This is a genomic window from Streptosporangium sp. NPDC048047 (assembly GCF_040653115.1).
Classification (GTDB): domain Bacteria; phylum Actinomycetota; class Actinomycetes; order Streptosporangiales; family Streptosporangiaceae; genus Streptosporangium.
Window position 1 is genome coordinate 152,258 of record NZ_JBEZNH010000004.1, and the last position, 19,497, is coordinate 171,754.

At 73.4% G+C, this 19,497-nt stretch carries 18 protein-coding genes; 7 read left to right on the forward strand and 11 right to left on the reverse strand.

Features of this window, described 5'->3' with window-relative positions; all coding sequences use genetic code 11:
• Positions 1 to 2: 2 nt before the first annotated feature.
• On the forward strand, positions 3 to 455 hold the full coding sequence (locus tag AB0D67_RS05315; protein ID WP_362930326.1) for a DUF6789 family protein: 453 nt from the start codon (positions 3 to 5) through the stop codon (positions 453 to 455).
• Positions 456 to 530: 75 nt separating this feature from the next.
• Here the strand turns inward: AB0D67_RS05315 and AB0D67_RS05320 are convergent, their stop codons facing one another.
• A complete protein-coding gene (locus AB0D67_RS05320; RefSeq protein ID WP_362930145.1) occupies positions 531 to 848 on the reverse strand; it encodes an isoamylase early set domain-containing protein in 318 nt (105 codons plus the stop codon).
• A gap of 406 nt (positions 849 to 1,254) precedes the next feature.
• Here AB0D67_RS05320 and AB0D67_RS05325 point away from each other — a divergent pair, with 406 nt between their 5' ends.
• Entirely contained in the window at positions 1,255 to 1,884 is a 630-nt protein-coding gene (locus AB0D67_RS05325; protein ID WP_362930147.1) for a uridine kinase, read from the forward strand.
• 206 nt (positions 1,885 to 2,090) lie between these two features.
• Here the strand turns inward: AB0D67_RS05325 and AB0D67_RS05330 are convergent, their stop codons facing one another.
• From AB0D67_RS05330 to AB0D67_RS05345, 4 genes are all read right to left on the reverse strand, one after another.
• Positions 2,091 to 2,384 (reverse strand): hypothetical protein, encoded by a 294-nt coding sequence (locus tag AB0D67_RS05330; protein ID WP_362930149.1) that lies wholly within the window; start codon positions 2,382 to 2,384, stop codon positions 2,091 to 2,093.
• Positions 2,385 to 2,538: 154 nt separating this feature from the next.
• Positions 2,539 to 2,760 (reverse strand): hypothetical protein, encoded by a 222-nt coding sequence (locus AB0D67_RS05335; RefSeq protein ID WP_362930151.1) that lies wholly within the window; start codon positions 2,758 to 2,760, stop codon positions 2,539 to 2,541.
• A gap of 86 nt (positions 2,761 to 2,846) precedes the next feature.
• Positions 2,847 to 3,755, reverse strand: a complete 909-nt coding sequence (locus AB0D67_RS05340; RefSeq protein WP_362930153.1) for a virginiamycin B lyase — start codon at positions 3,753 to 3,755, stop codon at positions 2,847 to 2,849.
• A 127-nt stretch (positions 3,756 to 3,882) separates the two neighbouring features.
• Positions 3,883 to 5,577, reverse strand: a complete 1,695-nt coding sequence (locus AB0D67_RS05345) for an ABC-F family ATP-binding cassette domain-containing protein (protein ID WP_362930328.1) — start codon at positions 5,575 to 5,577, stop codon at positions 3,883 to 3,885.
• A 125-nt stretch (positions 5,578 to 5,702) separates the two neighbouring features.
• Here AB0D67_RS05345 and AB0D67_RS05350 point away from each other — a divergent pair, with 125 nt between their 5' ends.
• Positions 5,703 to 6,341 carry a TetR/AcrR family transcriptional regulator gene (locus AB0D67_RS05350; protein WP_362930155.1) on the forward strand — a complete coding sequence of 213 codons (639 nt, stop codon included), beginning with the start codon at positions 5,703 to 5,705 and terminating at the stop codon, positions 6,339 to 6,341.
• Positions 6,342 to 6,453: 112 nt separating this feature from the next.
• On the opposite strand, the gene AB0D67_RS05355 is transcribed toward AB0D67_RS05350, so the two are convergent.
• Positions 6,454 to 7,698, reverse strand: a complete 1,245-nt coding sequence (locus tag AB0D67_RS05355; RefSeq protein WP_362930157.1) for a hypothetical protein — start codon at positions 7,696 to 7,698, stop codon at positions 6,454 to 6,456.
• 369 nt (positions 7,699 to 8,067) lie between these two features.
• On the opposite strand from AB0D67_RS05355, the gene AB0D67_RS05360 reads away from it, so the two are divergent.
• Positions 8,068 to 8,895, forward strand: coding sequence for an SGNH/GDSL hydrolase family protein (locus AB0D67_RS05360; protein WP_362930159.1), 828 nt, complete (start codon positions 8,068 to 8,070; stop codon positions 8,893 to 8,895).
• A gap of 308 nt (positions 8,896 to 9,203) precedes the next feature.
• Here the strand turns inward: AB0D67_RS05360 and AB0D67_RS05365 are convergent, their stop codons facing one another.
• Entirely contained in the window at positions 9,204 to 10,427 is a 1,224-nt protein-coding gene (locus AB0D67_RS05365; RefSeq protein WP_362930161.1) for an alpha/beta hydrolase, read from the reverse strand.
• Positions 10,428 to 10,532: 105 nt separating this feature from the next.
• Here AB0D67_RS05365 and AB0D67_RS05370 point away from each other — a divergent pair, with 105 nt between their 5' ends.
• Positions 10,533 to 11,048, forward strand: a complete 516-nt coding sequence (locus tag AB0D67_RS05370; protein ID WP_362930163.1) for a 2'-5' RNA ligase family protein — start codon at positions 10,533 to 10,535, stop codon at positions 11,046 to 11,048.
• A 42-nt stretch (positions 11,049 to 11,090) separates the two neighbouring features.
• Here the strand turns inward: AB0D67_RS05370 and AB0D67_RS05375 are convergent, their stop codons facing one another.
• Positions 11,091 to 12,248, reverse strand: a complete 1,158-nt coding sequence (locus AB0D67_RS05375) for a cytochrome P450 (protein ID WP_362930165.1) — start codon at positions 12,246 to 12,248, stop codon at positions 11,091 to 11,093.
• A gap of 347 nt (positions 12,249 to 12,595) precedes the next feature.
• Here AB0D67_RS05375 and AB0D67_RS05380 point away from each other — a divergent pair, with 347 nt between their 5' ends.
• Positions 12,596 to 13,453 (forward strand): MIP family channel protein, encoded by an 858-nt coding sequence (locus AB0D67_RS05380; protein ID WP_362930167.1) that lies wholly within the window; start codon positions 12,596 to 12,598, stop codon positions 13,451 to 13,453.
• Between the two features lie 135 nt (positions 13,454 to 13,588).
• Complete coding sequence (glpK, locus tag AB0D67_RS05385; protein ID WP_362930169.1) at positions 13,589 to 15,106, forward strand: glycerol kinase GlpK; 1,518 nt, start codon at positions 13,589 to 13,591, stop codon at positions 15,104 to 15,106.
• Positions 15,107 to 15,134: 28 nt separating this feature from the next.
• On the opposite strand, the gene AB0D67_RS05390 is transcribed toward glpK, so the two are convergent.
• From AB0D67_RS05390 to AB0D67_RS05400, 3 genes are read right to left on the reverse strand one after another with little or no spacing between them, the layout of a single operon-like run.
• Positions 15,135 to 16,574, reverse strand: a complete 1,440-nt coding sequence (locus AB0D67_RS05390) for a cytochrome P450 (protein WP_362930171.1) — start codon at positions 16,572 to 16,574, stop codon at positions 15,135 to 15,137.
• 38 nt (positions 16,575 to 16,612) lie between these two features.
• On the reverse strand, positions 16,613 to 18,091 hold the full coding sequence (locus AB0D67_RS05395) for an acyl-CoA reductase (RefSeq protein WP_362930173.1): 1,479 nt from the start codon (positions 18,089 to 18,091) through the stop codon (positions 16,613 to 16,615).
• On the reverse strand, positions 18,091 to 19,485 hold the full coding sequence (locus tag AB0D67_RS05400) for a hypothetical protein (protein ID WP_362930175.1): 1,395 nt from the start codon (positions 19,483 to 19,485) through the stop codon (positions 18,091 to 18,093). The genes AB0D67_RS05395 and AB0D67_RS05400 overlap by 1 nt, the downstream gene beginning before the upstream one ends.
• Positions 19,486 to 19,497 lie beyond the last annotated feature (12 nt).

A 19,497-nucleotide genomic window follows, 5' to 3' on the forward strand; every position in this document is an offset into this window, starting at 1 on the left:
CGATGAGGAACCTCGTACGCGGCGCGGTCGCCGGGGCGGGCGCGACGGTGATGATGAGCGTGGTGATGCTCACCGGGCAACGGGCGGGGCTGATGCCCGACCAGCCTCCCAAGCGGATCGCCCGCGCCGTCCTGCCGGGCCACCGGCACCGTCCCAAGCCGGGGGAGAGGGCGCTCGGCACGGTCGCGCACTTCGGGTTCGGCGCCGTCTGCGGTTCCCTGCTCGCGCTGCTCCGCCGGGAACGGCGCGTGCCGGTCACGCTGGGCACCGGCTACGGCCTGGCCATCTGGCTCGTCAGCTACCAGGGCTGGGTGCCGGGCTTCGGCATCCTGCCGCCGGCCTCCGGCGACCGGCCCGGTCGGCCGGCGGTGATGGCCGCCGGCCACGTGGTGTACGGCACGGTGCTCGCCGTCCTGCTGAACCGTCTCCGCCGCGGTCCGGAGCGCGAGGCGTAGGCCGTCCCGGTGGACGGCCGGAGCGTACGGCCGGGGCCCGCCCCGGGTGGTGCCGGTACGGCCGGGCGCCGGGCGTCAGGCCGGGGAAGGGGCCGTGGAGGAGTCCTCGTGGCCCCTCGGGTTCAACTGACAGCCGTGCTCGTCGCAGTGGTCGGCGTCGGCGTCGTCGAACCACACGCCGCCGTCGGCGAGGTAGCGGAAGCGGATGGGCCTCTCCGAGGGCACGGTGAGGCTCACCTGGTAGGTGCCGTTCCTGCGCTGCATCGGGTGGGCGTAGGGATCCCAGCCGTTGAAGTCGCCGACCAGCGAGACGCCGCCTGCGGCATGGTCGGCCGGCACGCTGAAGGTGAGTTTGATCTGCCCGTTCTTGGTCGGCTTGCTACGCTTGATCATTGAAGTTCTCCTGACTCGCGGTCTCCATGAGTAGCCGGCCGCGAGCGCGGTGACGGTGAGACACGAAGGTCACGTCGGCCTCCCGTCGCCGTCCCCGCCAGAGGGCGGCGCCGCCAGGGAGACCGGCGCCCAGTCACGGCCGAGCCGGTACGATCCATCAGGATCGTTACCGCGAGTGACCGATCGACAACCCGGACGTGCTGATTTTTGAGCGGGATCACGTCCGACTTTGACTGGATGATGGCGGTTGGCCGGGCCTCGGGGAGTGGGCGGCGGTTTCGCCCCGATGGTGGAGCGTCCCGGCGGGTGCAGGTTTCGCCCCGGTGGCGGAGCGTCCCGGCGGGTGCACAGGAGTTTCCGGGTGAAGCGGGAGTTTCCGGGCGTATGCCTGGGAGAGGATGTCCCGGTGAGGATACGGCCCATCACCCCGTCGCTGCTGGTGGAGGAACTCGCCGACCGGATCTCCGCGGCTCCCCCCGGCGCCTGGATCCGGGTGGCGCTCGACGGAGCCCCCGCCGCGCGGCCGGAGGATCTCGCGGACGCGCTGGCCGGCCCGCTCCGCCTGCGCGGCCGGGAGGTGATGAGGGTGTCGGCGCGAGACTTCCTGCGCCCGGCCTCACTGCGCCTGGAGCACGGCCGTACCGACCCGGACGCCTACTACGACGACTGGCTCGACCTGAAGGGCCTGGTCCGCGAGGTCCTCGGTCCGCTCGGTCCCGGCTCCTCGGGGCGGGTCGTCCCCACGCTGTGGGACAGCGTCACCGACCGGGCCACCCGCGCGCCGTACGTCACCGTGCCGCCGGGCGGGGTGCTGCTGCTGGACGGCGAGCTGCTGCTGGGCCGGGGCCTGCCGTTCGACCTGACCGTGCACCTGTGGCTGTCGCCGGGCGCGCTGGTCCGGCGGACCGACCCCGCACTGCGGTGGACGCTGCCCGCCTACGCGCGCTACGAGGACGAGGCCGGACCGGTGAAGAACGCCGACGTCGTCGTACGCGCCGACGACCCCCGGCATCCGGCGGTGGTCGAGCGGTCGTGAGCCCGGAACCCGTGAGGGCGGGCCGGGCGGCGGGCCGCCCTCACGGACCCCGGGCGGTCCGCGATCCCCGGCAGGGCGGTGGTTCGCGTGGTGCCCGGCCGGGCGGACGGTCATGGCCGCGAGCGGGCCGCACTCTGGACGCGGCCCGCTCGCGGTCGTCGCCGTGAACCTCCGTGCGGATCCCCGTGCGGGGATCCGGGAGGAATCTAGACCCCGGCGCGCGAGGGCATGATGCCTTCGGCGTAGGTCTCCTCGGTCATCTCCATGCCGTGTCCCCGGCCCTGCTCCATGCCCTGGTGGGTCTCCTCGATCCGCAGCGCGACACCCATCGCGAAGAAGGTGGGCGCCCACTCGCCGATGAAGATGCCCCAGCGGTCCGCCCGGTCCAGTCCGGCCTTCTCCTGCGAGAGCGACATGTACCAGACCGCGAACGACAGGCCGATGGACGCGAGGCCGGCCGTGTACATCGCGCCGGACTTCACGCCCATCTTGTGCAGCATTTTGATCATTTCGTCCCCCCGATGACGGTTCGTTCTTATGGTTACCCTTCGAGGTGTCATGTAACCGACCGTCGTGCGATGTGCCGTGCCACGCCCCGGAGAGACGCGCCGCGCCCGTGGAGATACGTGCCGCGCCGGTTCAGGACTCCCGCGTCTACGCCTGGCCCGCCTCGCCGAGCTTCCGGTTCAGCCCTTCGCGTCTGACCTCCAGGTCCTCGGCCAGGGACTCCTGCTGCTCGGCCATGGTGATCAGCGTCGACCGCTCGACCGCGTCGGTCGGGCCGAGGTCGTTCAACTGCTCGCGAAGGTCGGCCGCCTCGGAACGCAGTCGCGCGATTTCCTCTTCGACCTCGTGAAGTTCGTCGTTGATGCTCATTCGCTGTCCATACCCGCGCTTCGGGACTGAATTCCCGGCCCCCTCCATACGTCGTGGGGGACCGGGCGATCCGGCCGGCCGGGTGGTCAGCCCGCGGGCTCCGGGGCGAGGCGGGCCAGCGCGCCGATCTCCAACGCCACCCACAGCGCGCCGTCCGGCCCGGCCGCGATGCCGTGCGGCTCCGACGACGGGGTCGGCAGGCCGTACTCGTCGATCCGCCCGCCGGGGGTGATCCTGCCGACCCGATCGGCGCCCCACTCGGTGAACCAGCAGTCTCCGTCCGGTCCGGCGACGATGGCGTGCGGGCGGGCGGCACGGTCGGGGAGCGGGAACTCCTTGATCCGCCCGTCCGTGGTGATCCGCCCGATCTGACCCGCTCCGATCTCCACGAACCACATCGCGCCGTCCGTTCCGGCGGTGATGCCCACCGGAGCCGAGCCCCCGGCCGGCAGCCGGTGAACGGTGACGTCGCCGTCCATGCCGATCCTGCCGATCGCGTCCGCCTGGTTCATCGTGAACCACATCGCGTCGTCGGGTCCGGCGGCGATGGCGGACGGGAAGGTTCCGCGTTCCGGCAGCGGGAACTCGGTGATCTTCCCGTCCGTCGTGACGCGGCCGACCCGGTCGGCGCCGGTCTCGGTGAACCACAGCGCGCCGTCGGGTCCCGCCGCGATCCCGAACGGCCCCGCCTCCGGGGTGGGCAGCGGGAACGCGGTGGCCTCCCCATCGGTGGTGAGGCGCCCGATCCGGTGACCGCGGTACTCGGTGAACCACAGCGCGCCGTCAGGGCCGGCGGTGATGGTCGTCGGCCCGCCCGTCGCCGGGTCGAGCGGGTGGGAGGTGAGCTCGCCGCCGGGGGTGATCCGGCCGATCCGGCCCTGGTGGACCAGGGTGAACCACAGCGCGCCGTCGGGCCCGGCGGTGATGCCGTACGGCCCGGCGTCCGGGCCGGACACGCGGATCTCCGTCACGGAGAAGGTCGGGGCGGATGACATGGGGGTTCCTCTCGTTCGGAAGTGGGTTCTGGGGCGGGGCGGGCCGCGGAGGTCACGGGGGTGGGCCCGGGGCAGGGACCCGCGGAGGTCACGGGGGTGGGCTCGGGGAAGCGGCGGGCCGCGGAGGTCAACGGAGGCGGCCGTCGCGGAGCTCGATCTCCTCACCGGTGAACCGGCCGCGCAGCGCCCGGTCATGGGAGACCAGGACGAGGGCGCCGGGATAGGCGGCGAGCGCCTCCTCCAGCTCCTCGACGAGTCTGAGCGACAGGTGGTTGGTGGGCTCGTCCAGCAGCAGCAGGTCCGCCTCCTCCGTCAGCAGGCGCGCCAGGCCGAGCCGGCGCCGCTGGCCGACCGAGAGCGCCCCGACCGGTGTCGGCAGCTGCTCGGGCCGGAACAGCCCCATCGACAGCAGCCTCGCCCGGTGCTCCTCGGGGTGGCCGGGCCGTCCCTCGGCGAAAGCGGCGAGGAGCGGGCGCTCCGGCCTGTCGAAGGACGACTCCTGCGGCAGGTGGCCGATCCGGCCGCGGCGCCGTACGGTGCCCTCGTCGGGTTCGGTGACGCCGGCCAGCACCCGCAGGAGCGTGGACTTGCCCGCGCCGTTCGGGCCGTGGACCAGCAGCCGCCGTCCCGGCTCGACGGTCAGGGAGCCGACGTGGAGCCGGTCGGCCACCCGTACGGCCCGCAGCTCGGCGATCGCGTCGCCCGCCGCGTCGGTGACGGGACCGGCCGACGAGCCTTCCGCCGCGCCGCCCGTCGCACCCGTCGCCGCGCCCGGGGTGGGGACGCCCCCGAAGCGCAGGGGCTCGGGCGGCCTGGGCACCGCGTTCTCGTGGAGCCGCCGCAGACGCTCGGCGCCCTGCCGGACCCGGCCGGCGATCGAGCTCTGCACCCGTCCGGCGTCGCGGTCGTAGGCCGGCTTGTTGTTGTCCTTCATGGCCCGGCCGTGGGCGACGCGGTGGGCGGTGACGGACGCGAACTCCTCGGTCCGCCGTACCTCCTCGCACCAGTCGGCGTACGCCTGCTCCCAGCGACGCCGGGCCGCGGCCTGTTCGGCCAGGAACCCGGTGTATCCGTTCCCGAAGCGGGTCACCCCGCCGTCCTCGACCTCCAGGATCGCGGTGGCCACCCGGTCGAGGAAGAGACGGTCGTGCGACACGGCGACGACCGTGCCCCGGTGGGACCGCAGCCGCTCCTCCAGCCAGTGCGTGGCGGCGGCGTCGAGGTGGTTGGTCGGCTCGTCGAGCAGCAGGACCTCCGGGGAGGCCGCCAGCAGGCAGGCCAGGGCGAGGCGGGCCCGCTCGCCGCCGGACAGGCCGCCCAGCCGCCGGTCACGCCCGACGGGGCCGAGGCCGAGGCCGTGCAGGGACTTGTCCACGCGGGCGTCGGCCTCGTAGCCGCCGCGCGCCTCGTAGGCGTCGAGCAGGTCACCGTACTCGGCCAGCCGGTCCTCGGTGAGGTCGGCGGCCAGCTCGCGCATCCGCCGCTCCATGTCCCGCAGGTCGGCGAGCGCGGCGTCGACGGCGTCCTGGACGGTGTGGTCGTCCGGCAGGTCGAGGGTCTGGGCGAGGTGGCCGATCCCGCCGCCGGCGACGACGGTGATCTCACCGTCGTCGGGGGGCTCGGCGCCCGCGATCAGCCGCAGCAGGGTGGACTTGCCGGAGCCGTTCTCCCCGACGAGCCCGGCGCGCTCGCCGGGCCGGACGGTGAAGGAGACGTGGTCAAGAACCGGCCGGTCGCCGTACGCCTTGGAAACGTCGTGAAGGGAGAGCTGGGTGGACAGGGTTTTCCTCCGGAGGACGGGATGAACGGGTCGTCGCGGTATCCGGTGAGATGCCCATGGCTGCTGCGCTCCCTGGTCGCGGTGGCGAGTCTTAACGCAACTAGTTGCGTTAATCTGGAGTATGCCCGACGCGACGCGGGACAGGCAAACGGATAACGGGAGGAACCGTGGATTCCGGTGGGACGGCCCGGCCGGGCGGGCGCAGCGCGCGGGTGCGCGAGGCCGTACGGCAGGCGACCCTCGCCGAACTGGGCGAGAAGGGGTTCGACGGGTTGACCGTGGAGGGCGTCGCCGCGCGCGCCGGCGTCCACAAGACGACGGTCTACCGGCGATGGGGCGGGGTGGAGAGGCTCGCCGCTGACGCCCTCGACATCGCGGGCGGCGAGCCCTGGCCGGTCCCCGACACCGGCTCGATCCAGGGCGACCTGCGGGCCCTCAACCGCCTGGTGGCGGCCGGGTTCGCCGATCCGGAGCTGGGCCCCGTCTCGACCGCGTTCATCGCGGCCGCCATGCGCAACACGGCCACGGCGCGGGCGCTGCACGCCTTCTTCGCCGGCCGCCACGAGCAGTCGGCCGTCCTCGTCACCCGGGCGGTCGAGCGCGGCGAGCTGCCGGCCGGCACCGACCCCGCCGAGGTGGTGCGGATCGCCGTCGCACCGCTGTACTACCGGTTGTTCGTCAGCGGCGAGCCGGTGGACGAGGCGATCGCGGACCGGGCGGCCGACGCCGCCCTCGCCGCCGCCCGTGCCGGGACCCTCCGCGTCCGGGGGCCGGGGGACCCGAGGGACCCGGGGGACCCCGCCTGAGATCCCGGCCGCGGAGCGCCTTCGGGGCCGGCGCGGCGGGCGGAGCGGCAGTGGTCCGCCCGCCGCGCCGGGGTGCGGTGTCCGGTCCGCGGGCGTCCGGAGGACCCGGATGTCAGCCCGCGAACATCCAGCGGGGCGCGTCGCCGTGGATCAGGAGCAGCTCCCGCATCGCGCGGGCCGCGCCGGTCCGCCGGGACAGCGCGAGCGCCGCACGGGCCGTCGCGGCCGACCGCTCGTCCTCGTGCGCGTCGGCGTAGGCGTGGGCCAGGCGCGCCATGGCGTACGCCGTCATGTACCCGGCCGGGGCGCCGGGCAGCTCCCGCTCCAGCATCTCGATCGCGTCGGCGGGACGGTGCAGATCGATGAGGCAGTCGGCGGCCAGCTCCGCCCCGGACACCCCGGCCGTCCCCGGGGATTCCCGTGCCTCCGGCGTTCCCGTGGCCGCCGCCTCCGCGCACTCCTCCAGGCAGCGGTGGCACATGTCCCCCTCGCCCGCCATGGCGTGCCCCCGCGCCTCGTGCCTGCGGGCCGTCGCGGCCGGCGGCTCGGCCGGCGCGACGTGCTCGCACACGGCGACGGCGAGGCCGATCACCTCTCCGGGGTCGCCGAGGGACTCCGCCAGCCCGGCCCGGTGGGCGAGCGCGTACGCCACCAGCCGCTCGTCACCGGCCTCCCGGGCGGCGCGCAGGGCGCGGTCCGACCAGGCCAGCGCCGCCTCCGGATCGCCGGCCTCGCAGCACATCCGGCTGATCAGGTCGGCGTCCTGGGAGCTGAGCCGCAGCAGGGAGCGGTGGACGGCCGGACGGGCGTCGCGGCGCAACCCCTGGATCGTGCCGAAGACCGGGGCCAGGACGCCGGCCAGGGTCGCGGGGCGCGTGTCCGTGCGGGTGTAGGCGTCGAGAACGGCCTCGAAGTAGGCGACCGTACGGTCGTCGGCCCGCGCCGGGTCCTCGATCGCCCGGCCGGTCCGTTCCTCGTCGTCGGGTGAGAACCGCTCGGGCATCAGCGGCACGCCCGTCAGGTGGTGCCAGAGCGTCGTGCCGGCGGCCTCCCCGCCGAACAGGCCCCGCTCGCCGGTCTCGCCGGCGCCGAACGCCCGGCACAGCCATTCCGCGCACATCTCGTCCGGCCGTTCCCCGGCCTCCCAGGAGGCGACCATCCGGGCCAGGTCCGTCGTCCCGGCCGTCCCCGCCGTCCCGGGCCGCCCGCCCGGCCCGTCCGGGAGGGGCAGCCGGTCGCGACCGGCGTCGCCCGCGGCCTCGGCGACCCGTTCCCCGAGCTCTCTCCGGCTCCACAGGCTGGCCCGCCGTCTCGCGCGCAGACGGGCGGCCCAGAGGGGAGTGTCGATGGTGATCATTGCCGTGTCCTCTCGGCGTGTGGGCGCTCGCGCCCCGTTCGCTCCCGGACGACCGTTCCCATTCTCCTCCGCCGCAGGTCACCGCGTTGCCCCCGGAATCTCAATAACTCCGGAAACGTGCTTGGGCGTGTCTTGGGTCTCCCGGGAGCGGACGCCGGCCGGGCGGCGCGGCGTTCCGCCCGGTCCCCCGCGCCCCGCCCGGTCCCCCGCGCCCCGTCCGATCCCATCGCGGTGCGGAGGTCTCACGGCGACGCGGAGGTGAAAGTCAAGAAAAGGTAACCGATCCGTCAGATCCACTTGTCAAAGCGGGGTGGCGGCCGGACATTCTGAGCACGACCCCCGACAGGGGAGCACCCCCCAGGAGAGCAGATGAACACCCTCCGTCGCGCCCTCACCCTCCTCACGGCCGTGATGTTCGCGTTCGTCCCGGCCCTGGCCCTCGCGAACACCTCGCAGGCCGCCCAGGTCCCCGACGTCATGGCCTCGATGGGCGACTCCATCACCCGCGGTTTCAACGCCTGCGGCTACTACCTCGACTGCACGGCCAGATCCTGGTCCACCGGCTCCAGCACGTCCGTCAACAGTCACTACCTGCGCCTGCGCGCCGCCAACCCGTCCCTCGTCGCCTACAACGACGCCAAGACCGGAGCCAAGGTCGCCGACATGGCCGGGCAGGCCCAGAAGGCCGTCTCCCAGAACGCCGGCTACGTGACGATCCTCATCGGGGCCAACGACGCCTGCACGTCGTCGGAGTCCACGATGACGTCGGTCGCCGACTTCGAGGCGAGGTTCCGTACGGCGATGCAGACCCTCGTCACCGGCCTGCCCAACGCGTCGATCTTCGTCGCCACGATCCCCGACCTCAAGCGGCTGTGGGAGGCGGGCAAGGGCAGCTCGTCCGCCCGGACGGCGTGGTCGGCCTTCGGCATCTGCAAGTCGATGCTGGCCAACCCCCTGTCCACCGCCCAGGCCGACGCCGACCGGCGGGACCGGGTACGGCAGCGCGTCGTCGACTTCAACGACGTCCTGACGCGCGTCTGCTCCGAGCAGGTCAACTGCCGGCACGACGGGGGCGCCGTCTTCTCCTACCCCTTCACGCTGTCGCAGCTGAGCACCTGGGACTACTTCCACCCCAACACCGGTGGCCAGGCCGTCCTGGCCGAGGTCACCTACGGGGCGACCGGCTTCCTGCTCTGACGGTGAGGATGTAGGCGAACGTCCCCCGCCGGGCCGAGGGATCCAGGGGCGGGCGGCCACCCGCCTCCGCCCCTGAGATCCACCCGCGGTGCCGCGCTGTCGGGTGCGGCGTCAACCGGTTCAAGCGTCACCGCGCTGTCGCCGTCATAGGCGGGCTCACATGTACGGGTGCACACGCCGGTGATCCTTGCGAAGCCGCGATCCGCAGGGATCACCGCCCGGCCGCTACATGTCGAAGCCGGTCGGTCACCCAACGCTTGCCCGGTCGCGCAGCCGACCGGACGTGCCGGGCGGGCCGGGGGATGACGCTACGCGCAGGTCTTCTTCTCCGGGGCGCAGAACTTGACCTCCGGGTGGTCCGCCGACGGCCCGTTCAGCAAGGGCTGCGGCTTCCCGCGCAGGTGCTGGTCGAAGAAGGCCGCGATGTACCTGCGGGTGATGGCCATGGCGCGGGCGCCGGGGATGTCGGCGCCGTCCTCGATGCCGAGCTGGTCCACCAGCACACCGAGGTCGGTGAAGGATGTGTGCGCGGCCCCGGTCACGAGCAGCCAGCGCTTCCAGCCGTGCAGCCCCGCCCAGACGTCCTCCCAGTTGGCGCCGCCGAGCCGGCCCGGCGTGTACGTGGCGGGTTTGCCCAGCAGGAGGAACGGCCGGGACAGCCCGGCCTCGGGGAGGGCGGTCTCCACGATGCCGTCCACGTCGACGCCGGCACGCAGCCGGGGGTCGGCGGCCATGGCCGCGAGCGTGCTCGCGCCGCCGGCGGACTGGCCGGACATGGCGATCCTGGAGGTGTCGATCAGACGCGCACCCTTCCACCCCGGGTGCGCGCCGGTCAGCTCGTCGAGCACGAAGGAGACGTCGGCGGCCCGGCCCTTCTCCAGCTTCTCCCACACGGCCGGGTCTTTCTTCATCTCACACGTGACGCAGGTCGTGACCCGCCCGTCGGGAAAGGTCTGGGCGACGTTCTCGTAGGTGTGGTCGATGGCGGCCACCGCGTATCCCCGGCTCGCCAGCTCCTCGGCCAGGGCCGTGAGCTCGGACCTGGGCTTGCCGTGCCCGGGGGAGAGCACGATGAGGGGCAGGCTGTGCGCGCCTCCTGCGGGGCGGGCGTCGGTGAAGGCGTTGGTGCGCACCTTGCTCAGCGTGTCGGCCGGGACGCTGGTGATGTCCCCGTCCTTGAGCAGCAGTTCGGACTCCTTGGGCGTCATGTACCGCGCCCGATGACGGCCCGGCGCCTTGGCCGGGTACCACAGCGAGACCATGAGCTCGCGGGCCTCGACGCCGGGCACCCAGGGATCCGGGCGCGAGGTGTCCTTGAGGTATAGGGCCGTGGTGCCGACCGGTCGCGAGCCGGTGGGCGCGGGCAGGTACGGCTCGGCGGCGCCGGCGGCGAAGGCGGGCCCGGTCTGACCGAGGCCGGTGGCGGCCATGACGGCGACGAGCCCGGCGACGGCGGCCGGCCGGCCTCGCCGCCGAGGCCTGCGCGGTTCACGGGGCTCGGCCTGGATCCGATGATCGTTCATCTGACTCATGCCGAGCGACTATACGCCAAGTATATACACTCGGGGTATAAGTGGTCGGGCTCGTCGGCGACCCGGCGGGGTGGGGGCCGGTGGGAAAGCCTCTACCCTTCCCTCATGGTCGCCGCCCTGGAGCTCTATCTCGATCCCGCCGCGGAGAAGCGCATCAGGACGCTGTGGGACGCGCTGGCGCGGGCGGAGGTGCCGTCGATGCGCGACCTGCTCAGCGGCCGGCACCGTCCCCACGTCTCGCTCATCGGCGCTCCCCGGCTCGACGGCCCCGGGGTCGTCGCGGCGCTGCGGGACATGCGGGTGGCGGCGCCGTTCGAGCTGCGCTTCGACTTCGTCGGGCAGTTCCTGGGCCGGGTGCTCTGGCTCGGCCCGATCCCGACGCCGGAGCTGCTCGCCCACCACGCGGCGGTGCACGAGCGGCTCGGCCGGGCCGGGATCGGCGGCTTCGACGTCTACCGGCCCGGTCGCTGGGTGCCGCACTGCACGCTGTCCATGCGGGTTCCCAGCCCGATGCTCGTGGACGCGATCCGCCTTTGTATGGACGTGCTGCCGATCGAGGCGACCGTGGTCGGCGCCGCCGTCGCCGACCACGCCCGCGACTCCTTCATCCCCCTGCCCTGAGCCGTCCCCGGTCCCGGTCGCTCCCTTTTCGGGGCGGCCGGGCTACCAGGTGACGGGCAGGCTGATGAGCCCGCCGGTCAGGGCGTTCGGGCGCGCCTGGATCTCCTCCATGGGCACCGCCAGGGCCAGGCCGGGGAAGCGCCGGAACAGCGTGCCGAACACCGCCCGCAGCTCCACCCGGGCCAGGCTCGCCCCGATGCAGAAGTGCGAGCCGTAGCCGAACCCGACGTGCGGTTCCCCGGCGGGGCGGCGCAGGTCGAACCGGTCGGGGTCCGGGAAGGTCCGTTCGTCGCGGTTCGCCGACTGGATGGAGACGACCACCGCCTCGCCGGGTTCGAGGGCCACGCCGCCGACGGTGACCGGCTCCTGGGCGTAACGGGGCAGGCCGTGGTCGCTCGGCGCGGCCAGACGCAGGATCTCCTCCACCGCCGCGTCCGCCAGCGAGGGGTCGGCGACCAGGGCGTCCCGCTGCTCAGGGTTGGACAGCAGCAGGAGCACGCCGTAGTCGATCCGGCTGACCGTGGTCTCGTGGCCCGCGAACAGCAGCCCTCCCGCGAGCCTGGCGGCCTCGTCGTCGGAGGCGTCCATGGTGGCCAGGTCGGAGAAGACGTCCTCGGCCGGGTGCGCCCGCTTCTCGGCGAGGATCTTCCCGGTGTAGTCGGTCATGGCGTCGATCGCCGCCTGGGCCCGTACGGGGTCGCCCAGCATCCCCATCTCGTCGGCCAGTCTCCTGAAGTGGTCGCGGTCCCCGTACGGCACGCCGAGCAGCTCGCAGATCACCAGGATGGGCAGCGGGACGGAGAACGCCTCGTGCAGGTCGGCCGGCTTCGGCATCTCGGCCAGGCGGCCGAGGAGGTCGTCGACGAGCTCCTGGACGCGCGGCCGCATGGCGCTCATCCGGCGCGCGGAGAAGGCCGGGGTGAGCATCCGGCGCATCCGCTGGTGCCGGGACTTCTCGGTCTCGATGTCATCGCGCGGACCGCCGAACAGCACCGAGTCCGAGATCCGGGAGGAGCGCTCCGGATCGGGGGACGAGCGGCCCAGGCGCGGGTCGGAGAGGGCCTGCCTGGCCTCCTCATAACCGGAGACCAGCCACGCGGGGTCGCCCACGTAGGTGCGGACCCGCGCCACCGGCTCGGTCGTGCGCAGCTCCCGGTACGTCTCGGCCAGGTCGAGCAGGTTCTCCCGCTCGAACGGCATCCTTTTCTCCATGCGAAACGTATCCCCCTGATACTCGCGATCGGACCTTCTTCGACCGTTACACGTCCGGCCGGGTACGGCAAGGGCCGCGCCCCGGTTCACCGGGGGCGTGACGGCCCGGTGCGCGCGTCACGATCGGCGGTCCCGCCGTGGCGGAGACGAGCCGAAATACCGGAACATTTCTCTGTTGTTTCGGTTGACCGTTGATCATCATGACCTTAACGTCCGAATTGTGCGAGGGTCACCGGATTTCGGTGGCCTTCCTCCATGGCTGTCCGCCGGCCCCCCGGTAGCCGCATCGAGCCGGGTACGGCCCGCGCCGCAGCACGGCACGATGAGGAGGAGAAGTGACGGAATCTGTGAGAGCCCGGGGCATGCTCGGCGAGCTGGCCGCCGAGTTCGCGGGAACCCTGGTCCTTATCCTGTTCGGAACGGCGGTCGTCGCCCAGGTCGTCGCGGGCGGGATCGGCGATCACGACAGCATCGCCTGGGCCTGGGGCCTGGGCGTCACCCTCGGCGTCTACGTGGCGGGCCGGATCAGCGGGGCGCACCTCAACCCCGCCGTCACCGTCGCGCTCGCCGCGTTCAAGGGTTTCCCCTGGCGCAAGGTGCTTCCCTACTCGCTGGCGCAGACCGCGGGCGCGTTCGTCGCCGCGCTGATCGTGCGGTGGAACTACACCGAGGTGCTGCACGCCGCCGACCCGGGACTGACGATCAAGACGCAGGGCGTCTTCTCCACGCTGCCCGGCAACGGCACCCTGCCCGTGGACACCTGGGGCGCGCTGCGCGACCAGGTGATCGGGACCGCGATCCTGCTCCTGCTCGTGCTCGCCGTCTCCGACCTGCGCAACTCCGCGCCCGCGGCGAACCTCGCGCCCTTCGTGGTGGGCCTGATCGTGGTGGCCATCGGCATGGCCTGGGGCACGAACGCCGGCTACGCCATCAACCCCGCCCGCGACTTCGGGCCGCGACTGGCGTCCTTCCTCACCGGCTACGAGACCGCCTGGCAGGATCAGCACGGGCATCTCTACTTCTGGGTGCCGATCGTGGGCCCGCTGATCGGAGGGTTGCTCGGCGCGGGCCTCTACCAGATCATGGTGGCCCGGTTCCTGCCGCCCGGCGAGGAGCCCGAGGCGGGCCGGGTGCCGGTGCCGGCCGACGAGCCCGAGGCGGGCCGGGCGCGGGCCGGCAGCGAGCCCGTCTGAAGTGTCCGTCTGACATGTCCGTCCGGGGACCGTACACGAGAACGGCCGGGAGACCGCGCGCAGGCCGCCCCGCAAGCCGCCGGACCGGGAGAGGCCACGGCGGACCGACCGAGTGCCGAAGGAGACACCACCCTCATGCCTGACTTCGTCGGAGCAGTCGACCAGGGAACGACGAGCACCCGATTCATGATCTTCGACCACGGCGGCAACGAGATCGCCCGTCACCAGCTCGAACACGAGCAGATCCTGCCCCGGGCCGGCTGGGTCGAGCACGACCCCGTGGAGATCTGGGAACGCACCCGCTCGGTGGTCCAGACGGCCCTCAACAGGGCGAACCTGTCCGCGTCCGACCTGGCCGCCCTCGGGATCACCAACCAGCGCGAGACCGCGGTGGTGTGGAACCGCCGCACCGGCAGGCCGTACCACAACGCGATCGTCTGGCAGGACACCCGCACCGACCGCATCGCCTCGGCCCTGGACCGCGACGGCCGCGGTGACGTCATCCGCCGTAAGGCGGGCCTGCCGCCGGCCACCTACTTCTCCGGCGGGAAGATCCAGTGGATCCTGGAGAACGTCGACGGGGTCCGGCAGGCCGCCGAGGACGGCGAGGCGATCTTCGGCAACACCGACACCTGGCTGCTGTGGCATCTCACCGGCGGCGTCGACGGTGGGGTCCACGTCACCGACCCCACCAACGCCAGCCGCACCATGCTGATGGACCTCGAGACGCTGGAGTGGGACGACGAGCTGCTGTCGTTCTTCGGCATCCCCCGCGCCATGCTGCCGAAGATCCTCCCCTCCTCGCATCCGGGCCTGTACGGCACGACCCGGCCCGACGGCCCGTTCGGCGGGGAGGTCCCGCTCTCCGGTGACCTGGGCGACCAGCAGGCCGCGACGGTCGGGCAGGTCTGCTTCGCCCCGGGTGAGGCCAAGAACACCTACGGCACCGGCAACTTCCTGCTGCTCAACACCGGCCACGAACCGGTCCGCTCCCAGAACGGCCTGCTGACCACCGTCTGCTACCGGTTCGGCGACGAGCCGCCGGTGTACGCGCTGGAGGGGTCGATCGCGGTGACCGGCTCGGCGGTGCAGTGGCTGCGCGACCAGCTCGGCATCATCTCCGGGGCCGCGCAGAGCGAGGCGCTGGCCCGCCAGGTCGAGGACAACGGCGGGGTGTACTTCGTGCCGGCGTTCTCCGGCCTGTTCGCCCCCTACTGGCGCTCCGACGCCCGGGGCGCGATCGTGGGCCTGTCGCGCTACAACACCAACGCCCACCTGGCCCGCGCCACCCTGGAGGCGATCTGCTACCAGAGCCGCGACGTGGTCGAGGCGATGCGGCAGGACTCCGGCGTCGCCCTGGACGTGCTGCGGGTCGACGGCGGCGTCACCGCCAACGACCTGTGCATGCAGATCCAGGCCGACGTGCTGGGCGTGCCCGTCTCCAAGCCGGTCGTCGCCGAGACCACCGCCCTGGGCGCCGCCTACGCCGCCGGGCTCGCCGTCGGCTTCTGGAAGTCCACCGAGGAGCTGAAGCAGAACTGGAACGAGGACCGGCGCTGGGAGCCGCGGTGGTCCGACGAGCAGCGGGCCGAGGGCTACACCGGCTGGAAGAAGGCGGTGAACCGCACCCTCGACTGGGTGGACGTGTCGTAGCCGCCGAGGCGCCCACCCGCTCGCCGCCTCAGGACGTCCGGGACGTTCGAGACGCCTGGGATGCCCCGGGCGTCCCGGACGTCCCGGGCGCCCGTTCGGCCGGGTGGATCCGGGCGGCCCGGAACCGTACCGGCAGCCGGTCTAGGCAGATGTGCCGGCCGTTCTCGTAGTAGCGGCGGGTCTCGCCCGCGAGCTCGTAGTCCGGGTGCCGGGCGAGCTCGCGCAGGACGGCGAGGAACTCCACGCGGGCCAGGTGGGCGCCGACGCAGAAGTGGATGCCGTGCCCGAAGGTCAGGTGCCGGTTCGGCGTCCGGTCCAGCCGGAACTCCTCCGGCTCGGGGAAGGCCCGCGGGTCGCGGTTGGCCGCGCCGGTCAGCAGGACGACCCGCGACCCGCGCGGGATGACGACCCCGCCGGCCTCGACGTCCCTCGTGGTCAGCCGGGTGCCGTGGTCGACCGGCGTCCACAGCCGCAGCGCCTCCTCCACCGCCGCGGGCATCAGGTACGGCTCGGCGCGCAGCCGGTCCTGCAGATCGGGGCGCTCCGCCAGGTGCCGCAGCAGGTGCGCCAGGGTGTTCATGGAGGTCTCGTGGCCGGCGATGGCGTAGGCGACCAGCATGACGTGCAGCTCGGCGTCGGTGACCGGGCGGCCGTCGATCTCCTCGTGGACCAGGACGGACAGGTGGTCGCCGCCGGACCGGGCGCGGGCCCGGCGGATCTCCGACTGGAACAGCTCGGCGAACGCCGGCCAGAAGCCGCCCGCGTCGCCGTCCCTCGGCATCCGCGCCCAGGTGTTGCTGGTCAGGTCGCGGATGCGGTCGCGGGCGTCCGCCGAGAAGCCGACGGCGAGCGACACCACCGCCAGCGGCAGCGGCACGGCCAGATCACGCACCAGGTCTCCGCCGCCCCGCTCGACGACGGGCCGTACGGCGCGGGCGACCAGGTCCGCGATCTCCGGCGCCAGCCGCCGGGCCTCGGGCAGCAGCAGCGGCGGCTTCATCAGGGCGCGGAAACGGGTGTGCTCGGGCGGGTCGTACTCCAGGGGCGCGAACGGCGGGGTGCCCTCGGCGCGCGGGAAGAAGACCCCGGAGGCCGAGCTGAACGTCTCGTGGTCCCGGAGCGCGGCGCGGACGTCGTCGTAGCGGGACAGGATCCACATCCCGCCGTGGGCGCGGGAGTAGGCGACCGGCGTCGTCTCCCGGATCTCCCGGTGGACCAGGAGCGCCAGGTCGGGCGTGAGTTCGGGGTCGTGGTGGTCGAAGTCGGCGGCCAGCCGCTCGACGGTCCGCCGCGGGCCCTCCACCGTCCCGCCGTTCGCCGGAGCCCCGTTCGCCGCGTCCCCGACAGTCGTCCCGCCGCCGGCCGGAGCCCCGTTCGCCGCGTCCCCGACAGTCGTCCCGCCGCCGGCCGGAGCTCCGGTCACCGTGTTCCCGCCGGTCGGGCCGCCGCTCTCCGCGGCTCCGTTCACCGGGCCGTCTCCCGCGCCCCGGACGCCGCGCGCGCCCGTCATGACCGCCCCCAGGGCTCCGCCCGCAGGTCCAGGTGACCGAGGGGGTGGACGTCGCCGGGGGAGCAGGTCTCGTCGACGATCCACTTGACCATGCGGCGGACCGGCTCCATGGCGTCCTGGGGCACGTCCGGCCGGAACCGGGTGGCGTAGCCGAGCGAGACCAGGCGCTGCACGCCGTACAGCGGGAGGAGGTCGCGCAGCCGCCGCTTGAGCGACTCGGGGTAGACGCCGACCGTCTGGGTGTAGGCGTTCATGGCCTTCAGCGCGTCCCGCGGCGAGGCCACCGGCACGACGTTGGCCACCCGGCCCGACAGCGCGGTGTGGAAGTCGACCGGCTCGGCCACCCGGGAGACGACCACCGCCCCCTCGTCGTCGCGGCCGCCGATGACGCGGTACCAGTCGGGGCTGGTCCGCAGCGCCCGCAGCGACGCCCGCAGCTCCGGGTCGAACCACCGCGCCGGGGTGCTCACCGCGGCGGGCAGCCGCAGGATCTCCCGGTGGAGCAGCTCTCCCCAGCGCTCGGCGCGTTCCAGGCCCGCGGCGTCGAGGCCGGTGACGACGTGGACGACGCGGGCGTTGAAGCAGCCGAGCTGGTTCAGCGCGCCGACGTCCACGGCGGCCAGCCGGGCGGTCTCGGCCATGCTCGCCTCGTCGGCGAACGCCTCCGCGCCGACGATCGTGGCGCTGAGCTTCGGATCGAGGGTGACCAGCTCCACGCCGGGCTGGATGTAGCGGGTGACGTGCCGGACGGACGCGAGCCCGCCCCACGCCACGATCTTGTCGATGTTGCCCGGCTGGTAGAGGCGGTCCTCGACGGCGGTGCTGCCGCCCTTCCAGTAGGCGACGGCCAGGTGCCGGGTGAGCGGGTGGCCGGGCGCCGTCTCCGCCATCGTCCGGGCGATGGCCACCGCGGTGAGCGGGTCGTTCGCCGGGGTCTTGATCACGGCGTCGCCGCGCACGAGGGCGTTCCTGATGATCGTGACGGCCGCGATGATCGGGCTGTTGCCCGCGATGACGTGCACCGCGCGGGCCCCGACGGCCCGCACCGCCGCGGTCCCGCCGCCGGGTGAGGCCACCTCCTGCCAGCCGTCCAGGAACCGGGAGCCGACCGTGCCCTCGGCGACGGCCCGGACGGCCTCGGGTGTGAACAGCGACGGGAGCTGCTCGTAGCAGGCGAGGAGGACCGGCGGCGTCATGTCGGACCACGCCGCCGAGTGCTCCAGGGCCTCCCGCAGGAAACCGTTCACCGAAAGGCGGAGCCGCGGCCCCAGCTCGGCGAGGTAGTCGACGACGTCGGAGGTGGTGACCCCGGCCAGGTCGCGCATGCGCAGCGGGTCGGTCAGCGGCAGCCGGTCCAGCAGGGCCACCGGGTCGGGCGCGCGGAACGCGCACGCCTCACCGGTCCCGCCGAAGCCGACCGGGTCGTCCCAGACCGTCTCGCCCCGGACGAACGCCGGGATCGTCGGCGCGCCCATCAGAGCAGCGCCCCGTTGAGGAAGTCCAGCGCGTCGTTGAGAGCCTCCGGGGTCGCCGCGCAGGTGATCTTGTCGTCCCCCCGCCGGTCGCTGTAGCGGCCGATGTCCATGGACAGGTGGGGGGTGGTGCGCCCGCAGCCGCACGGCGACCAGTCGACGGTGACCTCGTCGCCGGAGACGAAACCGCCCCAGCAGACGTCGGCCAGCAGGTCGAAGAACGCGGCCCGGCCGGTCCGCGTCCCCTCGCGGGGCAGTGGGGCACCGGTGTCCGGATCCAGGACGTACAGGATCACCCACGGCTCGATGTGGTAGCGGCCGCGCGGGCAGATCAGGTTGAGCGCGATGACCTCCGCCATCGCGTAGCAGTACCGCAGGGCCGGCACCCCGGCGAACCGCTCGACGTCCCCCGCCCAGTCCGCGGGCAGGGCCGTGCCCTTCGCTCCGCCGCCGGGGAAGATCACCGAGTCCGGCGCGAAGACGCCCTCGACGCCGCGGGCGAGGCCCGCCGCGGCCATCTCGTGGTACGTGGCCCAGAGGCCGAGCGAGACGACCCGCCGGCCCGCGAGACGCCCGGCCAGCTCCTCGACGTACCGGCCCATCCCGGCCGCGGCGGCCCGCTGCGCCTCCTCGAACTCCGCGCGGCGCTCCCGGAGCGCCGCCGGGATCTCCACGCGTCCCGCCTCGCCCCGGGCGGCCGCGGCCCGCAGCCGGGCGGCGAGGAACATCACGTCGGCGCTGAGCGGCCCCGGGTGGGCGCTGTGGAACCGGTCCGGCGACCCCGCGATCCGCTCCGCCATGGCGGCGGCGTGCCGGTCGATGCCGCTGCGGCCGGTGCGGAACCCGGGCCAGACGACGTCGAGGCGCTCCTCGCGCCGCTCCGGGCCGGGGAGGACCTCCAGCCGCACGATGTCGTAGAGCCCGGTGTACTGCTCGCGCGTGTGCGGGATGAACGACATCGTGCCCGAGGTGCCGGAGGAGTGGGCCAGGCGCAGCTCGGTCCGGTCGTCCAGCAGGCCGAGCCATCCGTCGATGGAGTCGCACCCGGAGACGTCGAGGCCGGACAGGTCGACGGTGACGAGCCGCGACAGCCAGGTCGTCAGCCGGTCGAACCTGCCCTCCAGCAGCAGCGACGCCGGGTACGACTTGTAGATCGTGTGCGGGAACAGCAGCGGGGCCGCGTCGTCGAGCCGGGTGATCCCGTCGATGCCCTGCTCGTCGGCCATCGCGCGGAGCACCGGCAGCCGGTCGCGCAGCTCGGCGAAGCGCAGCCGCAGCGCCGCGAGCTGGAGGGCGGCGAGGTCGTGCGGGGGCAGGGCGTGCATGGCGTGGCGTGAACCGCCGAAGAACTCCATCGGGTCGTCCGCGAAGAGGCGGACGTCGAGGCCGGTGATCATGATGTGCTCCTA

Coding starts and splice junctions, on each gene's coding strand:
- AB0D67_RS05365 (WP_362930161.1), bottom strand. CDS start 10,427: ATGAGTCAGATGAACGATCATCGGATCCAGGCCGAGCCCCGTGAACCG.
- glpK (WP_362930169.1), top strand. CDS start 13,589: ATGCCTGACTTCGTCGGAGCAGTCGACCAGGGAACGACGAGCACCCGA.
- AB0D67_RS05370 (WP_362930163.1), top strand. CDS start 10,533: ATGGTCGCCGCCCTGGAGCTCTATCTCGATCCCGCCGCGGAGAAGCGC.
- AB0D67_RS05355 (WP_362930157.1), bottom strand. CDS start 7,698: ATGATCACCATCGACACTCCCCTCTGGGCCGCCCGTCTGCGCGCGAGA.
- AB0D67_RS05335 (WP_362930151.1), bottom strand. CDS start 2,760: ATGAGCATCAACGACGAACTTCACGAGGTCGAAGAGGAAATCGCGCGA.
- AB0D67_RS05340 (WP_362930153.1), bottom strand. CDS start 3,755: ATGTCATCCGCCCCGACCTTCTCCGTGACGGAGATCCGCGTGTCCGGC.
- AB0D67_RS05375 (WP_362930165.1), bottom strand. CDS start 12,248: ATGCCGTTCGAGCGGGAGAACCTGCTCGACCTGGCCGAGACGTACCGG.
- AB0D67_RS05395 (WP_362930173.1), bottom strand. CDS start 18,091: ATGGGCGCGCCGACGATCCCGGCGTTCGTCCGGGGCGAGACGGTCTGG.
- AB0D67_RS05360 (WP_362930159.1), top strand. CDS start 8,068: ATGAACACCCTCCGTCGCGCCCTCACCCTCCTCACGGCCGTGATGTTC.
- AB0D67_RS05400 (WP_362930175.1), bottom strand. CDS start 19,485: ATGATCACCGGCCTCGACGTCCGCCTCTTCGCGGACGACCCGATGGAG.
- AB0D67_RS05315 (WP_362930326.1), top strand. CDS start 3: ATGAGGAACCTCGTACGCGGCGCGGTCGCCGGGGCGGGCGCGACGGTG.
- AB0D67_RS05330 (WP_362930149.1), bottom strand. CDS start 2,384: ATGCTGCACAAGATGGGCGTGAAGTCCGGCGCGATGTACACGGCCGGC.
- AB0D67_RS05320 (WP_362930145.1), bottom strand. CDS start 848: ATGATCAAGCGTAGCAAGCCGACCAAGAACGGGCAGATCAAACTCACC.